Source organism: Aeromonas sp. 2MA4, from assembly GCF_029237305.1.
Classification (GTDB): domain Bacteria; phylum Pseudomonadota; class Gammaproteobacteria; order Enterobacterales; family Aeromonadaceae; genus Aeromonas; species Aeromonas salmonicida.
Genome location: NZ_JAACFY010000026.1, coordinates 1 through 19,598 on the forward strand (window position 1 = coordinate 1; position 19,598 = coordinate 19,598).

12 protein-coding genes and 3 tRNA genes are annotated in these 19,598 nt (G+C 60.2%); 11 read left to right on the top strand and 4 right to left on the bottom strand.

Going from position 1 to position 19,598, the window contains the following annotated elements:
* Window positions 1-50 precede the first annotated feature (50 nt).
* The 3 genes from GWQ31_RS20035 to GWQ31_RS20045 all read left to right on the top strand — a co-directional run bounded on the left by GWQ31_RS20035 (window position 51) and on the right by GWQ31_RS20045 (window position 316).
* Window positions 51-126: transfer RNA gene (locus tag GWQ31_RS20035), tRNA-Val, on the top strand.
* Window positions 127-148: 22 nt separating this feature from the next.
* Window positions 149-224 (top strand) — tRNA-Lys (locus GWQ31_RS20040).
* Between the two features lie 16 nt (window positions 225-240).
* Window positions 241-316: transfer RNA gene (locus GWQ31_RS20045), tRNA-Val, on the top strand.
* A gap of 48 nt (window positions 317-364) precedes the next feature.
* Here the strand turns inward: GWQ31_RS20045 and GWQ31_RS20050 are convergent.
* Window positions 365-2,470, bottom strand: a complete 2,106-nt coding sequence (locus tag GWQ31_RS20050; protein WP_275910128.1) for a methyl-accepting chemotaxis protein — start codon at window positions 2,468-2,470, stop codon at window positions 365-367.
* A gap of 141 nt (window positions 2,471-2,611) precedes the next feature.
* Here GWQ31_RS20050 and nadA point away from each other — a divergent pair, with 141 nt between their 5' ends.
* A complete protein-coding gene (nadA, locus tag GWQ31_RS20055; RefSeq protein ID WP_192896365.1) occupies window positions 2,612-3,685 on the top strand; it encodes a quinolinate synthase NadA in 1,074 nt (357 codons plus the stop codon).
* 88 nt (window positions 3,686-3,773) lie between these two features.
* On the opposite strand, the gene GWQ31_RS20060 is transcribed toward nadA, so the two are convergent.
* Together GWQ31_RS20060 and gap are read right to left on the bottom strand one after the other, a co-directional pair.
* A complete protein-coding gene (locus GWQ31_RS20060) occupies window positions 3,774-4,640 on the bottom strand; it encodes a D-hexose-6-phosphate mutarotase (protein WP_275910129.1) in 867 nt (288 codons plus the stop codon).
* A gap of 115 nt (window positions 4,641-4,755) precedes the next feature.
* Entirely contained in the window at window positions 4,756-5,751 is a 996-nt protein-coding gene (gene gap, locus GWQ31_RS20065; RefSeq protein ID WP_005313250.1) for a type I glyceraldehyde-3-phosphate dehydrogenase, read from the bottom strand.
* 345 nt (window positions 5,752-6,096) lie between these two features.
* Between gap and malQ the strand changes: the two genes are divergently transcribed.
* The 4 genes from malQ (at window position 6,097) to msrB (ending at window position 13,130) form a co-directional block, all read left to right on the top strand.
* The gene (malQ, locus tag GWQ31_RS20070) at window positions 6,097-8,286 is read left to right on the top strand and encodes a 4-alpha-glucanotransferase (protein ID WP_275910130.1); all 2,190 of its coding nucleotides are present in this window, start codon (window positions 6,097-6,099) and stop codon (window positions 8,284-8,286) included.
* Between the two features lie 82 nt (window positions 8,287-8,368).
* Window positions 8,369-10,546 (top strand): 1,4-alpha-glucan branching protein GlgB, encoded by a 2,178-nt coding sequence (gene glgB / locus GWQ31_RS20075; protein WP_275910131.1) that lies wholly within the window; start codon window positions 8,369-8,371, stop codon window positions 10,544-10,546.
* Entirely contained in the window at window positions 10,546-12,687 is a 2,142-nt protein-coding gene (gene glgX, locus GWQ31_RS20080) for a glycogen debranching protein GlgX (protein ID WP_275910132.1), read from the top strand. The genes glgB and glgX overlap by 1 nt, the downstream gene beginning before the upstream one ends.
* Before the next feature lie 56 nt (window positions 12,688-12,743).
* A complete protein-coding gene (gene msrB / locus GWQ31_RS20085) occupies window positions 12,744-13,130 on the top strand; it encodes a peptide-methionine (R)-S-oxide reductase MsrB (protein ID WP_058395907.1) in 387 nt (128 codons plus the stop codon).
* A gap of 166 nt (window positions 13,131-13,296) precedes the next feature.
* Here msrB and GWQ31_RS20090 read toward each other — a convergent pair whose 3' ends face one another.
* Window positions 13,297-14,547 carry a methyl-accepting chemotaxis protein gene (locus GWQ31_RS20090; RefSeq protein ID WP_034523776.1) on the bottom strand — a complete coding sequence of 417 codons (1,251 nt, stop codon included), beginning with the start codon at window positions 14,545-14,547 and terminating at the stop codon, window positions 13,297-13,299.
* A 100-nt stretch (window positions 14,548-14,647) separates the two neighbouring features.
* Here GWQ31_RS20090 and GWQ31_RS20095 point away from each other — a divergent pair, with 100 nt between their 5' ends.
* The 3 genes from GWQ31_RS20095 (at window position 14,648) to putA (ending at window position 19,591) form a co-directional block, all read left to right on the top strand.
* On the top strand, window positions 14,648-15,400 hold the full coding sequence (locus tag GWQ31_RS20095; protein ID WP_169046745.1) for a potassium channel family protein: 753 nt from the start codon (window positions 14,648-14,650) through the stop codon (window positions 15,398-15,400).
* Between the two features lie 152 nt (window positions 15,401-15,552).
* Entirely contained in the window at window positions 15,553-16,158 is a 606-nt protein-coding gene (locus GWQ31_RS20100) for a TIGR04211 family SH3 domain-containing protein (RefSeq protein ID WP_017411655.1), read from the top strand.
* Between the two features lie 268 nt (window positions 16,159-16,426).
* Window positions 16,427-19,591 carry a bifunctional proline dehydrogenase/L-glutamate gamma-semialdehyde dehydrogenase PutA gene (gene putA, locus GWQ31_RS20105; protein WP_275910133.1) on the top strand — a complete coding sequence of 1,055 codons (3,165 nt, stop codon included), beginning with the start codon at window positions 16,427-16,429 and terminating at the stop codon, window positions 19,589-19,591.
* The last annotated feature ends 7 nt before the right edge of the window (window positions 19,592-19,598 follow it).

Genomic DNA, 19,598 nt, shown 5'->3' on the forward strand with positions numbered 1-19,598 from the left:
TTGGTCGCTGGTTCGAATCCAGCACGACCCACCATCATTTCAGAATCCCAGGTCGTTTAGCTCAGCTGGGAGAGCACCTCCCTTACAAGGAGGGGGTCACTGGTTCGATCCCAGTAACGACCACCAGTTTGTAAAAAATGATTTAGATGGGTCGTTAGCTCAGTCGGTAGAGCAGTTGACTTTTAATCAATTGGTCGCTGGTTCGAATCCAGCACGACCCACCATCATTTCAGAATCCCAGGTCGTTTAGCTCAGCTGGGAGAGCACCTCCCTTACAAGGAGGGGGTCACTGGTTCGATCCCAGTAACGACCACCAGATAAAAAAGCCCGCAACGATGCGGGCTTTTTTTATGGTCGTTTGTCATCAGGTTCTCAAGCGGTCCAGCTGGGTTGCCAGTGCAGTTGAGGCCTGCTCCAGCTCTTCGCTCAAGCGATGACTGGCACTGGCCTCCTGGCCAATGGTGGTGGCGGCATCACCAATGCGCATCAGGTTCTGGTTGATGTCATCGCTGACCGCACTCTGCTGCTCGGCGGCGGTGGCCACCTGGCTGATGTGATCGTGGATCTGCTGGATCTGGGCGACCACCCGGTTGAGGGCCTCGAACGCCTGTTCCGTGCCCTCGACCGTGCTGGCCGAGCGGGTGATACCTGTGCTCATCAGTTGCTGGCTGCTGCTCACCTCGGTTTGCAGGCTGCCGATGAGCTGGCCTATCTCGTCGGTGGACTCCCGGGTCTTGTTGGCAAGGGCCCGTACTTCGTCTGCCACCACCGCAAAACCTCGTCCCATGTCTCCCGCCCGCGCTGCCTCTATGGCTGCGTTCAGTGCCAGCAGGTTGGTCTGCTCGGCAATGGCCCGGATCACATCCAGAATACGGCTGATATTGGTGCTGCGCTGGGCCACCAGCGCCACTGCCTTGTCAGCCTGATGCATGTCTTCAACCAGGGTATGGATCTCGTTGCGGGCATTGCTCAGGGTCTGCTGGGCGGTATTGATGTGATGGGTTGCTGCTTCTGACTCCTGGGCGGCCTGTTCCGCGTAACCCGCCACGCTGACCGCAGTGGTGCTCATCTGGTGCATGGCGCTGACCACGCTCTCAAGCTCTATGCTCTGCTCATCCAGACTGGTGCGCATGGTATCGGCCGTCTGCTTCATGCCCTGTGCCTGCTGGTGTACCTGCTGGCCTATCAGTTTGCTGCCCTGCACCATGCCGCGCAGCTTGCCGAGAAAGGCGTTAAGGTGTCCTGCCAGCTCGATCAGCTCCTGGTGGGTGTCTATCTGCATCTGCTGGGTCAAGTCTCCCTCGTTGCTGGAGAGGTGGGAGACATGGCGGCTGATGAGCGACAAGGGGGCCGTGATGGTCTGGATGAACCAGATGAGCAGGCCCAGTGCCAGCAGGGTGATGAGGGTCACTGTGATCAGCTGTTGGCGCTGGGCCGCCTGCATCAGATCCCCCAGCTGAGTGCTGATGGTGTTGGCCTGACTCAGTGCCAGCGCCTTGGGTACCTTGATCAGCAGCCACCACTGGGTATCGGCCGCCTCGATCCGCACAGGTTGTTGCAGGATAAAGTCGGTATCGGTATCCAGGGTTTGTCCTGTGGGGGCGCTCAGACCGACCTCCGTCAGCGGACGGCCCAGCTTGTCGGCATGGCGGTTGCTGCCGACGATGAGCCCCATCTTGCTGACCAGGGTCACGTCGGCCTGATTGTCATACAGGCTTTTACCCAGGCTTTCTGCCAGTTGCTGGAAAATGGGCAAGTTCATGTCGACACCGGTTATGCCAACGAACTTGCCCTCCTTGAGGATGGGCACCGTCAGGCTGGTCATCAGCATCTGGTTGCCCGGACTTATCTCGTAGAGGTAGGGTTCCATCAGGCAGGGGCGACGAGTATCGCGGCCGCACAGGTACCATTCGCTGTTGCGAATACCGAATTCGTTGACCGAGGTGTCGTACTTGGCCTCGCTGGAGGCAGCGTCCACTTGCTGTTGCGAGACCTGGCCACCCTGGTCCCGGACGAAGTAGATCTCCAGACTGCCCTTGTCGGACACTGAGTGGGATGCGCCGGACTGCCAGCTGGTATCCTGGCCATCATAGCCATCGGTTTCAAACTGGGCATAAATGGAGCTGATCCCGCTCGCCTGCTGCAAGCGGCTGCCCAGCAGGGTTTCGACCTGGGGACGGGAGAGGGCGCGATCAGGCTGAGCCATGCTGCCCTCGAGCTGGGCGGCGATCCCCAGCGGCACCTGATAGGACTGTTGCAACAGGGCCCCTATTTGTACTGCGTAACGCTCGGCCTGGAACTGCAGGGTGCGAGAGACCTCCTGCTCCAGCGCACTGCGGGTCTGGGCCATGATGTCGCTGCGCAGGGATTGCAAGGAGGAGGATTGCATCAGTGTCATGGCCAGTCCACTGGACAGAAAGAGGCCCATGGTGAGCAACAGCAGCTTGGTTTTGAGAGAGCGTTGTTTCATTCGACAACTCCTTTTGGCAAGAATGACAACGAATTACTTGAGTATATTCGGACACTTGCGTATCACCGGATTTGTTGATGGGTTTGTGGCCGGCTTCTGGTTATAATTTTTGCCTTTCCGAGCCTTGATGGAACAGTCGCAATGAGCAATGCACTGAGCAATATCCCTCCGGTGGTCGAGATGGACTACCCGTTCCCGGTCAAACCGGCCCCGCTGACCGCCGAGCAGAAAACGACCCTGATCGCAGACATCAAGGCACTGCTGAAAGAGCGTCAGGCCGTGCTGGTTGCCCACTACTACACGGATCCCGAGATCCAGGCGCTGGCCGAGGCCAGTGGCGGTTTCGTCGGTGACTCTCTCGAGATGGCCCGCTTTGGTCGGGATCATGCCGCGCAGACCCTGATCGTCGCCGGGGTTCGCTTCATGGGGGAGACCTCCAAGATCCTGAGCCCTCACAAGCGGGTACTGATGCCGACCCTGGAGGCCGAGTGTTCCCTCGATCTGGGCTGTCCCATCGATAAATTCTCGGCCTTCTGCGATGCCCACCCCGACCACATAGTGGTGGTCTATGCCAATACCTCGGCGGCGGTGAAGGCACGGGCGGACTGGGTGGTGACGTCCAGCATTGCGCTTGAGATAGTCGAACACCTCGACAGCCAGGGCCACAAGATCATCTGGGGCCCGGACAGGCACCTCGGTGCCTATATCGAGAAGAAGACGGGGGCCCAGATGCTGCGCTGGCAGGGCCACTGCATCGTCCATGACGAATTCAAGGCCAAGGCCCTGCGCGAGCTCAAGGAGCAGAACCCGGATGCGGCCGTGCTGGTGCACCCGGAATCTCCGGCTTCCGTCATCGAGCTGGCCGATGCGGTGGGCTCCACCAGTCAGCTGATCAAGGCGGCCAAAGAGCTGCCCCAGCAGAAGCTGATAGTGGCGACCGATCGCGGCATCTTCTACAAGATGCAGCAGGCTTGTCCGGACAAGGAGATGGTCGAGGCGCCGACCGGTGGCGATGGTGCCACCTGCCGTAGCTGCGCCCACTGTCCCTGGATGGCGATGAACGGCCTGGTGGCGATCAAGGAGGCGTTGACCGATGGCGCCGAGCGTCACGAGATCCTGGTGGATGAAGCCCTGCGGGTGAAGGCGCTGATCCCGCTGGATCGCATGCTGGACTTCGCTGCCGAACTCAAGCTAAAGACTAAGGGTAACGCCTGAGTGCGCGAAGAGTTGAATAGAGAGGCTGAATAGAAGAGGGCACCCGTTGGGGTGCCCTCTTTCGTTATGGGGTTCGCGAAGACGAAGATCAGATGATCACGGTAGAGAGGCTGTGCTCCTCATCCGGCGCGATAACGACGCCAGCCTCGGCCGTGATGGCCGCTTCGACGCAGAGCATGGTGCGGTAGCCATCGTCGCTCATGTCCGCCATGGCGGTGGCCCCTTCCAGCCAGGGGGTCCAGACCACGATGCTGTCGTTGTTGCCGCTCACCACTTTAGTGGTGCGATCGCCGTCCTTGACCATCACCATGGCCTCGGCTTGGTGGTAGACTCGATCAATGGCAGCTGTGAGCGTCAGAGTACCCTGCTGCTGCCCATCCTGACCGGTCAGCTTGTCGGCATAAGGCTCACCCAGCCCGGTCACGCTGACAGCCTCTGGGGCGCTTATCTGCAGATAGGTGTGCAAGGCGGCATTATAGGCGACGGGGGCTTTACCCGTATTGCGGGTAGTCAGCACCAGCGAGAGTTCCTTGCCTATCAGCACGTCCAGTTCCAGTTCGAAAGGGTGCGGCCAGAGGGCACGGGTTGACTCATTGTCACGCAGAGAGAGATGTACCAGGGTGCCATCGCCGTGATCGGAGACGCCGTCCAGGGTCCAGAGAGTGGTGCGGGCAAAGCCATGGGAAGGCTTGCCACTGCCAACGCGGGCTGGCGCCGGGCCAAACCAGGGCCAGCAGACTGGGATACCGCCGCGGATGGGCTTGCTGCCATCCAGCACTGCCTTGTCGCTGAGCCAGATCGAGGCGGGTTCGCCGTGACGCTGGTAGCGCAACACATGGGCGCCAAGCAGGCTGATCTCGGCCTTGGCATCGCCATTGTCGATGGTGAGCAGGGGTTGGCCAGCCGCGTTATGGCTGAGGGTACAGTGGGCAGTCAGAGAGCGTATCGGTTGCATGAGGACTCCTGTGCTCGCGCACATTCAGAAGAGAGGGTCGGAAAATCCAGGGGCCGAAATACAAAAAGGCGGCCAATGGCCGCCTTTTTCAAGCTACTTGATTGCGCATCCCAAATTACTTGGAGATGTGAGCGATCAGGTCCAGAACTTTGCTGGAGTAGCCCATTTCGTTGTCGTACCAGGATACAACTTTAACGAATTTGTCGTTCAGTGCGATACCAGCCTTGGCATCGAACACGGAAGTCTGACGCTCACCCAGGAAGTCAGTGGAGACCACTTGATCTTCGGTGTAGCCCAGCACACCCTTCATGGAGCCTTCAGAGGCTGCTTTCATGGCTGCACAGATTTCGGCGTAGGTAGCGGCTTTCTTCAGGTTGACGGTCAGGTCAACAACGGACACGTCCGGAGTCGGTACGCGGAAGGCCATACCAGTCAGCTTGCCGTTCAGTTCCGGGATAACAACGCCAACAGCTTTGGCAGCACCGGTAGAGGACGGGATGATGTTCTGAGCCGCACCGCGGCCACCGCGCCAGTCTTTGGCAGACGGACCATCAACGGTCTTCTGGGTAGCAGTGGTAGCGTGGACAGTGGTCATCAGGCCGGATTCGATACCGAAGGTATCGTTCAGAACCTTGGCGATCGGAGCCAGGCAGTTGGTGGTGCAGGAAGCGTTGGAAACGATGTCCTGGCCAGCGTAGGTAGCGTCGTTGACACCCATGACGAACATAGGAGTGGCGTCTTTGGACGGGCCAGTCAGAACGACTTTCTTGGCACCGGCAGCGATGTGCTTGCGAGCAGTTGCGTCGTCCAAGAACAGACCGGTGGCTTCGGCAACAACGTCAACACCGATGGCATCCCATTTCAGGTTGGCCGGGTCACGCTCAGCGGTAACACGTACGGTTTTGCCGTTAACAACCAGGTTGCCGTCTTTAACTTCAACGGTACCGTTGAAACGACCGTGAGTTGAATCGTACTTCAGCATGTAAGCCATGTAGTCAACGTCGATCAGGTCGTTGATGCCAACCACTTCGATGTCAGCACGCTCAGCGGCCAGACGGAACACGAAACGACCGATGCGGCCAAAACCGTTAATACCTACTTTGATAGTCATATTTGGTTACCTAACTGTTCAGTAGTCAAAGAAAATTCCGTTTGTAAATTTACTAGAACTCCCCTGTGAGTCAACCAACAATCTGTCTGAAATTGCGCTATATCATGAAAAACTGTGAAATTTATTTTCTGTTTATGTAACTGACTACCAGTTTTTGTCGAAATAACTATCTATTGGTCAGCGTCACAGAGATCAACAATAGTGCCTGCTCTGTCACACAACCAGCCCGGCAGATGTGTAAAAATGTGCGCGGTTTAGCATGGCCACAGAGCCACTGTTCAAGTACCACCCATAAAAATTAATCAAAATAGTATAGATAGAATCCACAGCGGGAATTCTCAAACTATGACCACCCTGATTGAACAGCTGGCTGCCGCCAAAGGTATCGCCAGCGAGTATGTTGATGCCTGGGGCCACCCGGCCCAGGTATCCGAAGAGAGCAAGTCTGCCATGCTGGGCGCCATGGGTTACCGCGTCGATGACGAGGCCGCCCTGACCGAGCAGCTGGAAGAGGAGCACCGTCAGCATTGGCTGCGCGCGCTGGATCCCGTCATGGTGGTCCGCAGCGGTGAGCCCATCACCCTTGAAGTCCGTCTGCCCATCGATTTCGTCAATGACGCCCTTACCTGGCAGCTCAAGCTGGAGCAGGGGACTGTGTTGTCCGGCCAAATCACCCCCATCGAGGGTGAGCTGGTTGGCGTGGCTGAATTCGAAGAGATGGAGTGCCAGGCCTACCAGGTCGCGCTGGATGTTCAGCCAGCACTTGGCTATCACCAGCTGACCTTGCTGGAAGAGGGCAATGATGAGCCGCTCGCCAGTATGCGTCTTATCGTCGCACCCAAAGCTTGTTACAAACAGGCTCCCATTGCCGATGGCCGCAAGGTGTGGGGGCCGAGCGTGCAGCTCTACTGCCTGCGCAGCCGTCACAACTGGGGGATCGGTGATTTCAGCGATCTCGGCCAGCTGGTCGAGAAAGCGGCCGCCTGGGGGGCCCACTTCGTGGGTCTGAACCCCATTCATGCCCTCTATCCGGCCAACCCCGAGAGTGCCAGCCCTTACAGCCCCTCTTCCCGTCGCTGGCTCAATGTGGCCTATATCAACGTGGAAGCCGTGCCCGAGTTTCTGGCCAACGATCGCCTCAAGGCCGAAGTGGCCAATCCGGCCTTCCAGCAGCACCTCAATGAACTGCGTGCCAAGAGCAACGTGGATTACACCGGTGTGATCCAGACCAAGATTGGCATGCTGCGTCAGGTGTTCGATGAAGCCAGCTTCAGTGCCGAGCGCCAGGCCAGTCTCGATGCCTTCGTGGCGGCCGGTGGTGACAGCCTGCAACAGCAGGCGGCGTTTGATGCCCTGCAGGCCCACTTCTATGCCAAGGGCGAAAATGCCTGGGGCTGGCCGGTATGGCCGCAAGAGTTGCGTGATTACCACAACCCCGAGGTGGCTGCCTGGATGGCCGCGCACAGCCAGGATGTGAACTTCTATCTCTACCTGCAGTTCCTGGCCGATGAGCAGCTGGCGCAAGCCGATGCTCGCGCCAAGGCCGCTGGCATGGTGATGGGGATCTATCGGGATCTGGCGGTCGGCGTCTCCGAAGGCTCCACCGAGATCTGGGCCAACCGGGATCTCTACTGCCCGAAAGCCTCGGTCGGTGCACCGCCTGACATTCTGGGCCCGCTTGGCCAGAACTGGGGCCTGCCCCCCATGAACCCGAACCAGCTGTTTGAAGCTGCCTATCAGCCCATGGTGGATCTGTTCCGCGCCAACATGCGCTCCTGCGGCGCGCTGCGCATCGACCATGTAATGGCCTTGCTGCGCCTGTGGTGGGTGCCGCCCGGAGAGTCTGCCGCCAAGGGGGCCTACATTTATTATCCGGTCAACGATCTGCTGGGGATCCTGGCGCTCGAATCCCACCGCAATCAGTGCCTGCTGATCGGTGAAGACCTGGGAACTGTGCCGGAAGGCATAGACGTCACGCTCAAAGAGAACGGGGTTCACTCCTACAAGGTGTTCTTCTTCGAGCGATCCAAGGCCGATGGCGGTTTCATCTCTCCCGCTCACTACACCGAGCAGGCGATGTCGGCCCTGACCACCCACGACATGCCGACCCTGAAGGGCTTCTGGCATTGCGACGATCTGGCGCTGGGTCGCGAGTTGGGATTGTATCCGGATGAAGACGTTCTCAAGACACTGTATGCTGATCGCCACCAGGCCAAGCAGCGGATCCTCGACAGCCTGCATGCCCATGGGGTCATCTCTGACGACATCAGTCATGACGTGAACTGGGTCGGCATGAATACCGAGCTCAACCATGGTCTGCAACTGCATATGTCCCGCGGCAGCTGTGCCCTGTTCAGCACCCAGCTGGAAGACTGGCTGGAGATGGACAAGCCGGTCAACGTGCCGGGCACCAGTTACGAATACCCCAACTGGCGTCGCAAGCTGTCCACCGATCTGGAGGATATTTTTGCCAATGAAGCGCTCAAGGCGCTGGCAGGCAAGATGAGCCAGGCCCGTGATGAGGCCAGTCGTTGAGCCACTGCCGACAAAACGTGACTCACTTACATCCGCTTCGGCCCTGGCCGGAGCGGATGCTCAGCTATGAAAGGAAATCTCGATGCTCGTTGAACGTTTGGTTGCTGCCCGCTGTGCCGATCCCTTCTCTCATTTAGGCCTGCAGGCCAATCCGGATGGGCCTGGCCTCAAACTGACCGCCTGGTTGCCGGATGCCCTTGAGGTGCGCGTCAAGGATCTCAAGTCGGGCAAAGTCGTTGCCACCCTGGCACCCACCGATGAATCGGGCCTTTTTGAAACTGTTTTCACCCGCCGTAAAAATCCCTTTCCCTATCAGCTGCTCGCCAGCTATCCCGATGCCAGTACTGAATTTGTCGACCCTTATCAGTTTCAGGATGCGGGTTGGGCCGGTCTGGCGGAACTGACCTCACAGCCGGAAAATATCTACCACACCCTGGGTGCGCAACTGCGCAGCGTGGAGCATCTTGGCGTGCAGGTGGAAGGGGTGCGTTTTGCCGTCTATGCGCCGAGCGCCACCGCCGTGAGCCTGATCGGTGATTTCAACTTCTGGGACGGCCGTCGTCACCCCATGCAGCGCAGCCAGTGCGGTCACTGGGTGCTGTTCGTGCCGGGCCTCAAGGCCGGGGATCGCTACAAGTTTGAACTCAAGGATCCTGCCGGTCATCGTCTGCCTCACAAGAGCGACCCTGTCGGTTTCTACTGCGAACAGTATCCGTCGTTCGCCTCAGTGGTGTATGACCACGATCAATACCAGTGGCAAGATGCCGCCTGGATTGCCAGCCAGCACAATGACAAGCGGGATCAGCCCCTCTCCATCTATGAACTGCATGTCGGCTCCTGGAAGCGCCACCCCAACGGCGACAGCCTGAGCTGGCGCGAGCTGGCGGTGGATCTGGTGTCCTACATCAAGGAGATGGAGTACACCCATATCGAATTGCTGCCAGTCTCCGAGCATCCGTTCAGCGGTTCCTGGGGCTATCAGCCGGTGGGCATGTTCTCTCCCACCAGCCGTTACGGCAGTGCCGATGACTTCAAATATTTCGTGGATCAGTGCCACCAGGCCGGCATAGGCGTCATCCTGGACTGGGTACCGGCTCACTTCCCGTCCGATGCCCACGGTCTGGCCCGTTTCGACGGCACGCCGCTCTATGAGTACGAAGATCCGCGCCGTGGTTGGCACCCGGACTGGAACTCCTACATTTACGATTTTGGCCGCAATACGGTGCGCCAGTTCCTGGTGGCGAGTGCCCTGTTCTGGCTCGACAAGTTCCACATCGACGGCCTGCGGGTGGATGCGGTCGCCTCCATGCTCTATCTGGATTACTCGCGCAATGCCGGCGAGTGGGTGCCGAACGTCGACGGTGGCAACCACAACTACGAGGCGATCAGCCTGCTGAAGTGGACCAACGAAGAGGTGTACGGCAAGTATCCCCACGCCATGACCATAGCCGAAGAGTCCACCGCCTTTGCCGGCGTGTCTCGTCCCACCTTCCTCGGTGGCCTCGGTTTTGGCTTCAAGTGGAATATGGGCTGGATGCACGACACCCTCACCTATATGCAGAAAGAGCCTATTCACCGCCGCTATCACCACAACGACATGACTTTCTCCATGGTTTATCACTATGACGAGAACTTCATCCTGTCGCTCTCCCACGACGAGGTGGTGCACGGCAAGCACTCCATGCTCTACAAGATGCCCGGCGACGAGTGGCAGCAATCGGCCAACTTGCGCGCCTACATGGGCTTCATGTATGCCCACCCGGGCAAGAAGCTCAACTTCATGGGCACCGAAATCGCCCAGAGCAACGAGTGGAACCACGATGCCCAGCTGCCCTGGCACCTGCTGCAGTATCCCAAGCACGGCGGTCAGCAGCGCCTGATCCGTGATCTCAACCACCTCTACCGTCATGAAGCTGCCTTGTATCAGGCCGATTATGAGCAGACCGGTTTCCGCTGGCTGGATCACAACGACGCCGACAACAGTGTCTTTGCCTGGCTGCGGGCCGACAAGCAGGGGGCCCACCCGATCATGGTGGCCTGCAACTTCACGCCGGTACCGCGCATCGCCTATCGACTCGGGGTGCCTGCCGCCGGCAATTACCGCGTGGTGCTCAACACGGATAGCGAGCATTACTGGGGCAGCAACTATGATGTGGGTCTGGTCTTCGTCGCCGAGCCAACCCCCTGGCAGGGATTGGGGCACAGCATAGTGCTGGATCTGCCGCCGCTCGCGACCTTGTTCATCAAACAGGAGTCTTGATGTTTGCAATGGAAAAGGGGCAGGACCACCCGCTGGGTGTCCTGCTCGATGAGACGGGTTGTCACTTCTGCGTCTGGGCTCCCCAATCGGACATGGTAGAGCTCTGCCTGTTCGACGAGCAGGAGCAGGAGCTGGTCCGGCTGGCATTGCCCGGCCGGCGCGGCCAATATCGCTTCGGCTATGTGCGCGGCGTCAAGGCCGGTCAGCGTTACGGTTATCGGGTACATGGTGCGCCCCAGGAGGGGATGCTGTTTGATCCGCAAAAGCTGCTGATCGACCCCTATGCCAGGGCGCTCAGCCGGGCGACTCATTGGGATGACAAACTGTATGAGGGCGACAGCGCCGCCATGGTGGCCAAGTCAGTGGTGGTGGATGACACCTTCGACTGGCAGGGGGTCGGCAAGCCGGGCATAGAGCCTGCACGTACCGTCATCTACGAAACCCACGTCAAGGGGTTCACCCGCCAGCATCAGGGGGTACCGAGCGAACTGCGCGGCACCTACCTTGGCATCTGCCATCCGGTGATCATCGAGCACTTGAAGTCCCTCGGCGTTACCTCTGTGCAGCTGATGCCGGTGGCGGCCTTCATGTCCGAGCCCAGGCTCGAGCAGCTGGGGCTCACCAACTACTGGGGCTACAACCCCATCGCCTTCTTTGCCCCCGAGCCGCGCTACAGCGCGGGGGAGGCGGTGACCGAGTTCAAGACCATGGTGCGCGAGCTGCACAGGGCTGGGCTCGAAGTCATACTCGACGTTGTCTACAACCACACCGCCGAATCCGGTTTCGATGGCCCCACCTTGTCATTCAAGGGCTTTGACAATGCGGGCTACTATGCCTTCGAGGCGGGGGCTCACGGCCCCGACTACAGTCGCCATGCCAACGTCACCGGCTGCGGCAACAGCGTCAATCTGGATCACCCCAACAGCCTGCGGCTGGTGCTGGATGCCCTGCGTTACTGGGTCACGGAGATGCAGGTGGATGGTTTTCGCTTCGATCTTGCCGTCACCCTGGCGCGGGAGGCGGGGGAATTCGATCCCATGGGGGCCTTCTTCAAGGCCATGATGGCGGATCCCGTGCTGGCGCGGGTCAAGCTCATCGCAGAGCCCTGGGACATAGGGCCGTTCGGCTATCGCCTCGGCCAGTTCCCGAGCCAGTGGCTGGAGATCAACGACCGTTACCGCGACACTGTGCGCGCTTTTTGGCGCGGCGATGCCGGCAAGATGGGGGATTTTGCCACCCGGCTTGTGGGCTCGCGGGATCTCTTCCCGAAGAACTGGCGCGCTCCCCATACCAGCGTCAACTACCTCTGCTATCACGACGGTTTCACCCTGGAGGATCTGGTCTCCTACAACCAGCGCCACAACCAGGCCAATGGCGAGGACAACCGGGATGGTCACGGCAACAACCTCTCCAGCAACCACGGTGTCGAGGGGCCGACGCTCGATCCCAGAGTGAACAACCTGCGTCAGCAGCAGAAGCGCAACCTGATTGCCACCCTGCTGCTCTCCCAGGGCACCCCGCACTTCCTGGCCGGGGACGAGATGGGCCGCAGCCAGCTGGGCAACAACAACGCCTATTGCCAGGACAACCAGATCAGCTGGGTCAACTGGCAGTGGCGGCCGGAGGATGAGCGGCTGCTCGCCTTCACCCAGCAGATGATGGCCCTGCGGGCGGAGTCCTCCGTCTTCGCCAATCTGCAACTGAGCGATGACAGCTGGAACGGGGCACCCAGCAGCTGCCATCAGGTCAACTGGTATCACCCGGACGGCCATCAGCTGACGGATCAGGATTGGCACGCCCCCATGGGACAGGCGTTTGCCATGGACATCGGCATGCAGCAGTGCGAAGGGGAGCGCTGGTATGTGCTGTTCAACGCCAGCGACTACGATATCCAGTTCCGTCTGCCGCCACCGGGGGAGGGGCTGGAGTGGATCCAGACCATAGACACGGCCACCAATGACGGCCTGCCCTTCCTGCCCGATGACATCAAGCGGCAGGTGGCGGTTGGCCGCGCCCACTCCCTCAAGTTGCTGGAGCGGGTTTCATTGCCGGCGGTTGCCTTGGCCAAAGAGGAGGCCGCCGTTACACCGGATGTTGCCACCGTGTTGCCAACGGGATCACAGTTCCCGCTGGCGGGGTAGAGCAAAGCGGCCTGACTGGGTATGCTGGGCGCCGTGATTAATGGCAAGGAGTCGGTATGAGCAACAACAATCCCGAGCAGTGGCGCAACAAGCTGAGTGCGGAACAGTTTCGTGTCTGCTGGGAGAAAGGCACCGAGCAGCCCTACAGCGGTGCCTTGCTCCACAACCGCAAGAGTGGTGACTATCTCTGCGTTTGCTGCAAGAGCGTGCTGTTTCACTCGGATGCCAAGTTTGACTCCGGCTGCGGCTGGCCCTCGTTCGATCGAGCCATCGAAGGCACAGTGACCTACACAGAAGACAGCAGCCACGGCATGAAGCGGGTGGAGATCACCTGCAGCCAGTGCGGCTCCCATCTGGGTCACGTCTTCCCCGACGGACCGACCGAGACAGGCCAGCGTTACTGCGTCAACAGCCTGAGTCTGGATTTCGACCCGGACGCCTGACGGGCTCACCCACTGATGGGAAAAACGGCGCCTCTGTTAACAGAGGCGCCGTTTTTTTGTGTCCTTACCGCCGCCGCATTGCCGGAGGCCTGTCTGGGCCAGACCTGGGTTTTCCGGTATTCGGTAGCGGTCACCACGAGCCCACAGGTTGGCTCACGTTATGCCATCAGGCCAGTTTGAAGGCCTGAATATGGGTATCCAGCGTCTGGCTGTGATGTTCCACCAGCTCGGAGGCTTCCTGCAGCTCCCGCAGTACCACCACTGAACCTTCCACGACTTGTTTTACCTGCTCCAGATTGCCGCTCATCTCCTCGGCCACCGAGCTCTGTTGCTCGGAGGCGGCCGCGATCTGGCGATTCATGTCCGCCACACCCTGTACCCGCTGCACTATGGTGGCGAGCTGATCGCCGGCCTGGGTCACCTGCTCCACCCCCTTGTCGGCCTGTTGCACGCTCTGGGCCATCAACTCGGCAGCCTGATGGGCATTGCCCTGCAACTGCTCGATCATCTTCTGGATCTCGACGGTGGCGGCCTGGGCCCGGTTGGCCAGCTCGCGCACCTCGGAGGCGACCACGGCAAAGCCGCGACCCGCTTCGCCGGCACGGGCGGCCTCGATGGCGGCGTTGAGGGCCAACAGGTTGGTCTGCTCCGAGATGCTGCGAATGGTATCCACCACTGAGCCTATCTGCTCGACCCCCTGTTCCACCTGATTGACCACGTTGGAAGAGCGCTGGATGTTGCCGGAGAGGGTATCTATGGTGTTGACGGTCGCCGCCACGCAGCGGCTGCCCTCTTCGGCCAGCAGGCTGGTTTCGGCGGTGGCATGGGAAGCTTGTTCCGCATGGGCGGCCACCTCGCGGATGGCACCCACCATCTGGCTCATGGCGCTGGCCAGTTGTTCTATCTGGGTGAACTCTTCGTTGATGGCCTCGTTGGCCTCTTCCATGCAAAGGGTGACCTGGGAGGCGATGTCATTGAGCTCCTTGCAGGCGACGCGCTGGGTGCCGAACACCTCCTTGAGATTCTCCTGTGAGTGGGCCACGGCCTTGGCGATGTCGCCGAACTCATCACGAGACTTGAGCAGCACCTTGTGGCTCAGATCCTTGCGGGCGAAACGCTCAAGCAGGCCTACCAGATAGTGCACCTGCTTGACCATGAGGCGGGAGCCGGTCAGCAACAACACGACGAAGACGATTCCCATCACGGCGGTTTCCATCACGCCGCTCCAGAGCAGGCGATCGGCAATGGCGTTGGCCTTGTCCGCGTCTATGCCCTCACTCAGCAGTGTGGTTTCCAGATTGCTGGCATCGAACCAGAGCTTGGCCAGCAGCAGCACAGTACTGAACACCATGAGCAGTACCACTTTGGGTACCAGCCGGATATTGCTCATTCGCCTCTCCAGCGGGTTTAACTGCATAATTTTTCTCCTTTTAATGACCGGTTTTCCTTTGTCCTCAGGACTATCGGCATTATCTTCCTTTTTATTAATTCGCACCGTGCCTAAAGTAGGAAAATGTATGCGACATCACTCTTCTGGCCTGAGATCCATGGATCTGCTCATGGCCCTGCTCTCCATCGTCTCAGTGGTACTGGTGGGATTCCGCTGGCTGGGGACTCGCCACTTCACTCCCGAGACGCTCTCCCTCTTTTATGATCTTGACAGTTTGATCTGCTACGTCTTCCTCGCCCATTTCACCTATGGCTGGTTCCGTGCCAGTGACAAGCGAGCCTTCTTCAAGGCGAACTGGTTCTATCTGCCGGGCAGTCTGCCCATGGTGGAGCAGTTGCGCTGGGCCAGGTTGATCCAGCTCTACCGGGTGATCCAGCTGCTGCGCAGCAACCCGGACCTGCTCGCCATAGTGCGCAGGGGGCGAAACGAGAGCCGTCTGGCCGGGATACTGCTGATCTTTTTCCTGCAAATCGGGGTGGGCACGGCCCTCATCTACTGGGTCGAGGGAGACAGACCCGGCAGCCAGATCCACAACGCCTATGACGCCTTTTGGTGGACCCTGGTGACGCTCTCTACCATCGGTTACGGCGACATAGTGCCGCAAACCGAGGAGGGGCGTTTCGTCGCCAGCCTGATGATCATCTTCGGGGTCGGTCTGTTCAGCGCCCTGAGCGGCTTCATGGCCAGCCTGTTCCTGCAACACGGGCGGGGTGACAACGAACTGGAAAAGTGGCGCCATCAACAGAGTGCGCAGCAGGATCTGCTGCTTCAGGAGCTGCGTGCCCTGCGCGAAGAGGTGAAGGCACTGAAACAGAAATAGCCTGCGACGTCCGGAATGGTCGCGTGAGTGAGGGGCAAGTTGCGAGTCAGCTCTCAGCTCGGGGGGAAGCGCTTTTCTTTGCTTGTCCTTTGACCCGCTGGCGGCTTAACATTCGGCCTGTCACCTAACCAAAAGAAGAGAACCGATCGACCATGCGCGCCCTTCTCGGGATCCTTATCTGCTTGTGTGCCCAACAGGCACTGGCCGACACCCGTTATGTCTCAGACAACATCTTTACCTTCATCCACAATGGTCCGGGTACCCAGTTCCGGATCCTCGGCAGCGTCAAGGCGGGTGAACCGCTGGAAGTAAAGGCGGTGAACAACGAAGCCGGTTTCACCCAGGTGGTGGACGGTCGTGGCCGTGAAGGCTGGATCAAGAACGCCGAGCTGCAGGGCGAGATCAGCCTGCGCGAGCGTCTGCCCCAGGTCCAGCAAGAGCTGGAAGATCTCAAGGCTCGCCTGCAGAACCTCAACGGTGACAATGAAAAACGCTTCACCGAGAAGGATGGCAAGATCGCCGAGCAGAGCAAGGAGATCGACAGCCTGAAGGCCCAGCTTGCCAGCCAGAGCGAGGAGATGGGTAACCTCAAGGAGCAGAACGAGGCCCTGACCCGCAGCTATGACAACCAGGAGCACGACATGCAGATGGACTGGTTCATCCGCGGTGGTGCCATGGTGGGTGGCGGCATCCTGCTTGGCATACTGTTGCCCATGCTGCCCCGCCGCCGCAGTCGCGGTGAGCGCTGGATGAACTGACGGTTCCTGTCGGTCGGATGAAGAGGGGTCGCAATAGCGGCCCCTCTTTTTTGCCTCGCATAAAATTGTATACAAAATAAGGCGATAAACTTGTCTGTCTCGCCGTCTCCTGGTCTGAATACGGGCTAAATTTGCCAGTCAGCGATTTTTGTTAATAACAGGCAACAATTTCATTTCATCTATGGGTGGATATTGTATACATTATCGGCGTTTCGGCGGCACGACCGCCTTCGTCGATATAGCCTGCGGGCGTACAGGAAGACCCCCTATGTTCAAAGCTACTCAAGTGCTTGCTGCTGACTACATTCCCTCCGATCTGGCCGCCTTGCGCGAAGCCATCACCCAGAATTACGTGGTGGATGAAAACGCCTATCTGGCGGAGCTTTCCGCCATGTTGCCGGGGGATGGGGCCTCGCTGGAGCAGGTGACCCAGCGCGCCCGCGCCCTGGTCACCAAGGTACGCAAGGAGAGTGGTTCGGGAGATGGCATCGATGCCTTCTTGCAGGAGTACAGCCTGGATACCCAGGAGGGGATCATACTGATGTGCCTGGCAGAGGCCCTGCTGCGCATCCCCGATGCAGAGACCGCCGACGCCCTCATCAAGGACAAGCTCTCCGGCGCCAACTGGTCCTCCCATTTTCGCAAGAGCGACTCTACCCTGGTCAATGCCTCCACCTGGGGCCTGATGCTGACCGGCAAGATCATCAAGCTGGACAAGAAGCTGGACGGCAATCCGGCCAACATGCTGGGGCGCATGGTCAACAAGCTCGGCGAGCCTGTGGTGCGCTCCGCCATGTATGCCGCCATGAAGATAATGGGCAAGCAGTTCGTGCTGGGGCGCGACATGAAAGAGGCCCTCAAGGCGAGCCGCAAGTCCCGCGAGAAGGGTTACACCCACACCTATGACATGTTGGGGGAGTCCGCCCTGACCCTGGCTGATGCGGACAAGTATTTCGGCGACTACCAGCGCGCCATCGAGGCGGTTGGTAATGAGCGCATCAGCGACGGCGGCCCGGCCCCCTCCATCTCCATCAAGCTGTCGGCGCTCCATCCGCGCTATGACGTGGCGAACCGCGAGCGGGTGCTCGGCGAAATGAGCGAGCGGTTGGTGGGTCTGGTGCGCCTGGCCCGCGACAAGGACGTGGCCATCAGCATCGATGCCGAGGAGATGGACCGCCTCGAGCTGTCACTGGATCTCTTCGAGCAGCTCTACCGCTCTGACGCCAATCGTGGCTGGGGCAAGCTCGGCATGGTAGTGCAGGCTTACTCCAAGCGCGCTCTGCCGGTGCTCTGCTGGCTGACGGCACTGGCCCGGGAGCAGGGGGACCTGATCCCGGTGCGGCTGGTGAAGGGCGCCTACTGGGACAGCGAGCTGAAATATGCCCAGCAGGCTGGCCTGCCCGGCTACCCGCTCTTTACCCGCAAGGCGGGTACAGACATCTCCTATCTGGCCTGCGCCCGCTACCTGCTGAGCGAGCCGACCCGTGGTTTCATCTCTCCCCAGTTTGCGACCCACAATGCCAATACCGTGGTCTGCATTCTGGAAATGGCCGGTGATCGCCAGTTTGAGTTCCAGCGCCTGCACGGCATGGGGGAGGAGTTGCACAATGCAGTGCTGAACGACCATCCCGGCCTGCACTGCCGCATCTATGCCCCGGTCGGTGCCCACAAGGATCTGCTGCCCTATCTGGTACGTCGCCTGCTGGAAAACGGGGCCAACACCTCCTTCGTTCACAAGCTGGTGGACCCGAACACCCCGGTGGATTCACTGGCCGAACACCCGCTGCGCACCCTCAAGCGCTACACCAGTCTGGCCAACGATCGCATTCCACAGCCGGTGAATCTGTTCAGCGACCGCAAGAACTCCAGCGGCGTCAACATGAATATCGTCTCCATCCAGCGTCCCTTCTTCGCCCGTTTGAAAGAGCTGGAGAGCAAGCAGTGGCTGGCGGGCCCCATCGTTGATGGCGAAACCCTCAAGCGCAGCGAAGCCCGTACCGTGCTGAGTCCGCAGGATGTGAGCCAGCTGGTGGGCAAGATCCACTGGGCCGATGCACAGGCGGTAGAGCAGGCGCTGGCCTCGGCTCATGCCGCCTTCCCGCGCTGGCGTGAGACGCCGGTAAGCGTGCGTGCCGCTGCGCTGGAGAAGCTGGCAGATCTGCTGGAAGCCAACCGCGAGCAGTTCATCTCGCTCTGTACTCGCGAGGCGGGCAAGCTGCTGCAGGATGGGATCGACGAGGTGCGCGAGGCGGTGGACTTCTGCCGTTACTACGCGCTGCAGGCCCGTGGTTTGATGGGACAGGCGACCCTGCTGCCAGGCTACACCGGCGAGCAGAACGAGCTGTTCCTGCAGGGCCGGGGCGTCTTCGTCTGCATCAGCCCGTGGAACTTCCCGCTGGCCATTTTCCTCGGGCAAGTCGCGGCGGCGCTGGCCACCGGCAATACCGTCATCGCCAAACCGGCGGAGCAGACCGGCCTCATCGCCCATCTGGCGGTGACCCTGGCTCATCAGGCGGGCATCCCGGGCGATGTGCTGCAACTGCTGCCGGGCGATGGTGCCACAGTGGGGGCAAGGCTGACGGCGGATGCTCGCATTGGCGGCGTCTGTTTCACCGGCTCCACCGAGACTGCCAAGCTCATCAACCTGACGCTGGCCCAGCGTGATGGCGCCATACTGCCGCTCATCGCCGAGACCGGTGGCCAGAACGCCATGATAGTCGACTCCACCGCTCTGCCGGAGCAGGTGGTGCGCGACGTGGTGAGCGCCGCCTTCCAGAGTGCCGGTCAGCGCTGTTCCGCCCTGCGGGTGCTCTACCTGCAGGAGGAGATAGCACCGCGGGTGCTGGAGATCCTGACCGGCGCCCTGCAGGAGTTGAAAGTGGGCAATCCGGCCGAGCACAACACGGACGTGGGGCCCGTCATCGACGCCGAGGCCAAGGCCGGGCTGGATGCGCACCTGGCGCACATGATCCCGCGCTCACGTCTGATCGCTCAAGCCCCCATGCCATCCGAGACGCTGGCGGGTCACTTCGTGCAACCGACGGCGCTGGAGATTGGCTCTATCCGTGAGCTGGTGAAGGAGCAGTTTGGTCCCATCCTCCATGTGGTGCGCTACGCCGCCCGTGAGTTGGACAAGGTGATTGCGGATATCAACGGCACCGGCTACGGCCTGACGCTGGGGATCCACAGCCGCAACGAATCCCACGCCGAGGAGCTGGCCAGCCGCATCAACGTGGGCAACGTCTACATCAACCGCAACCAGATCGGCGCCATGGTCGGGGTGCAGCCTTTTGGTGGGCAGGGCCTCTCCGGCACAGGCCCCAAGGCGGGCGGTCCCTACTACCTCGGTCGCTTCGTCACCGAGAAGACCCGCACCATCAACACCACTGCGGTGGGCGGCAATGCCTCCCTGCTGGCGATGGGCGATGCCTGATTGGCGT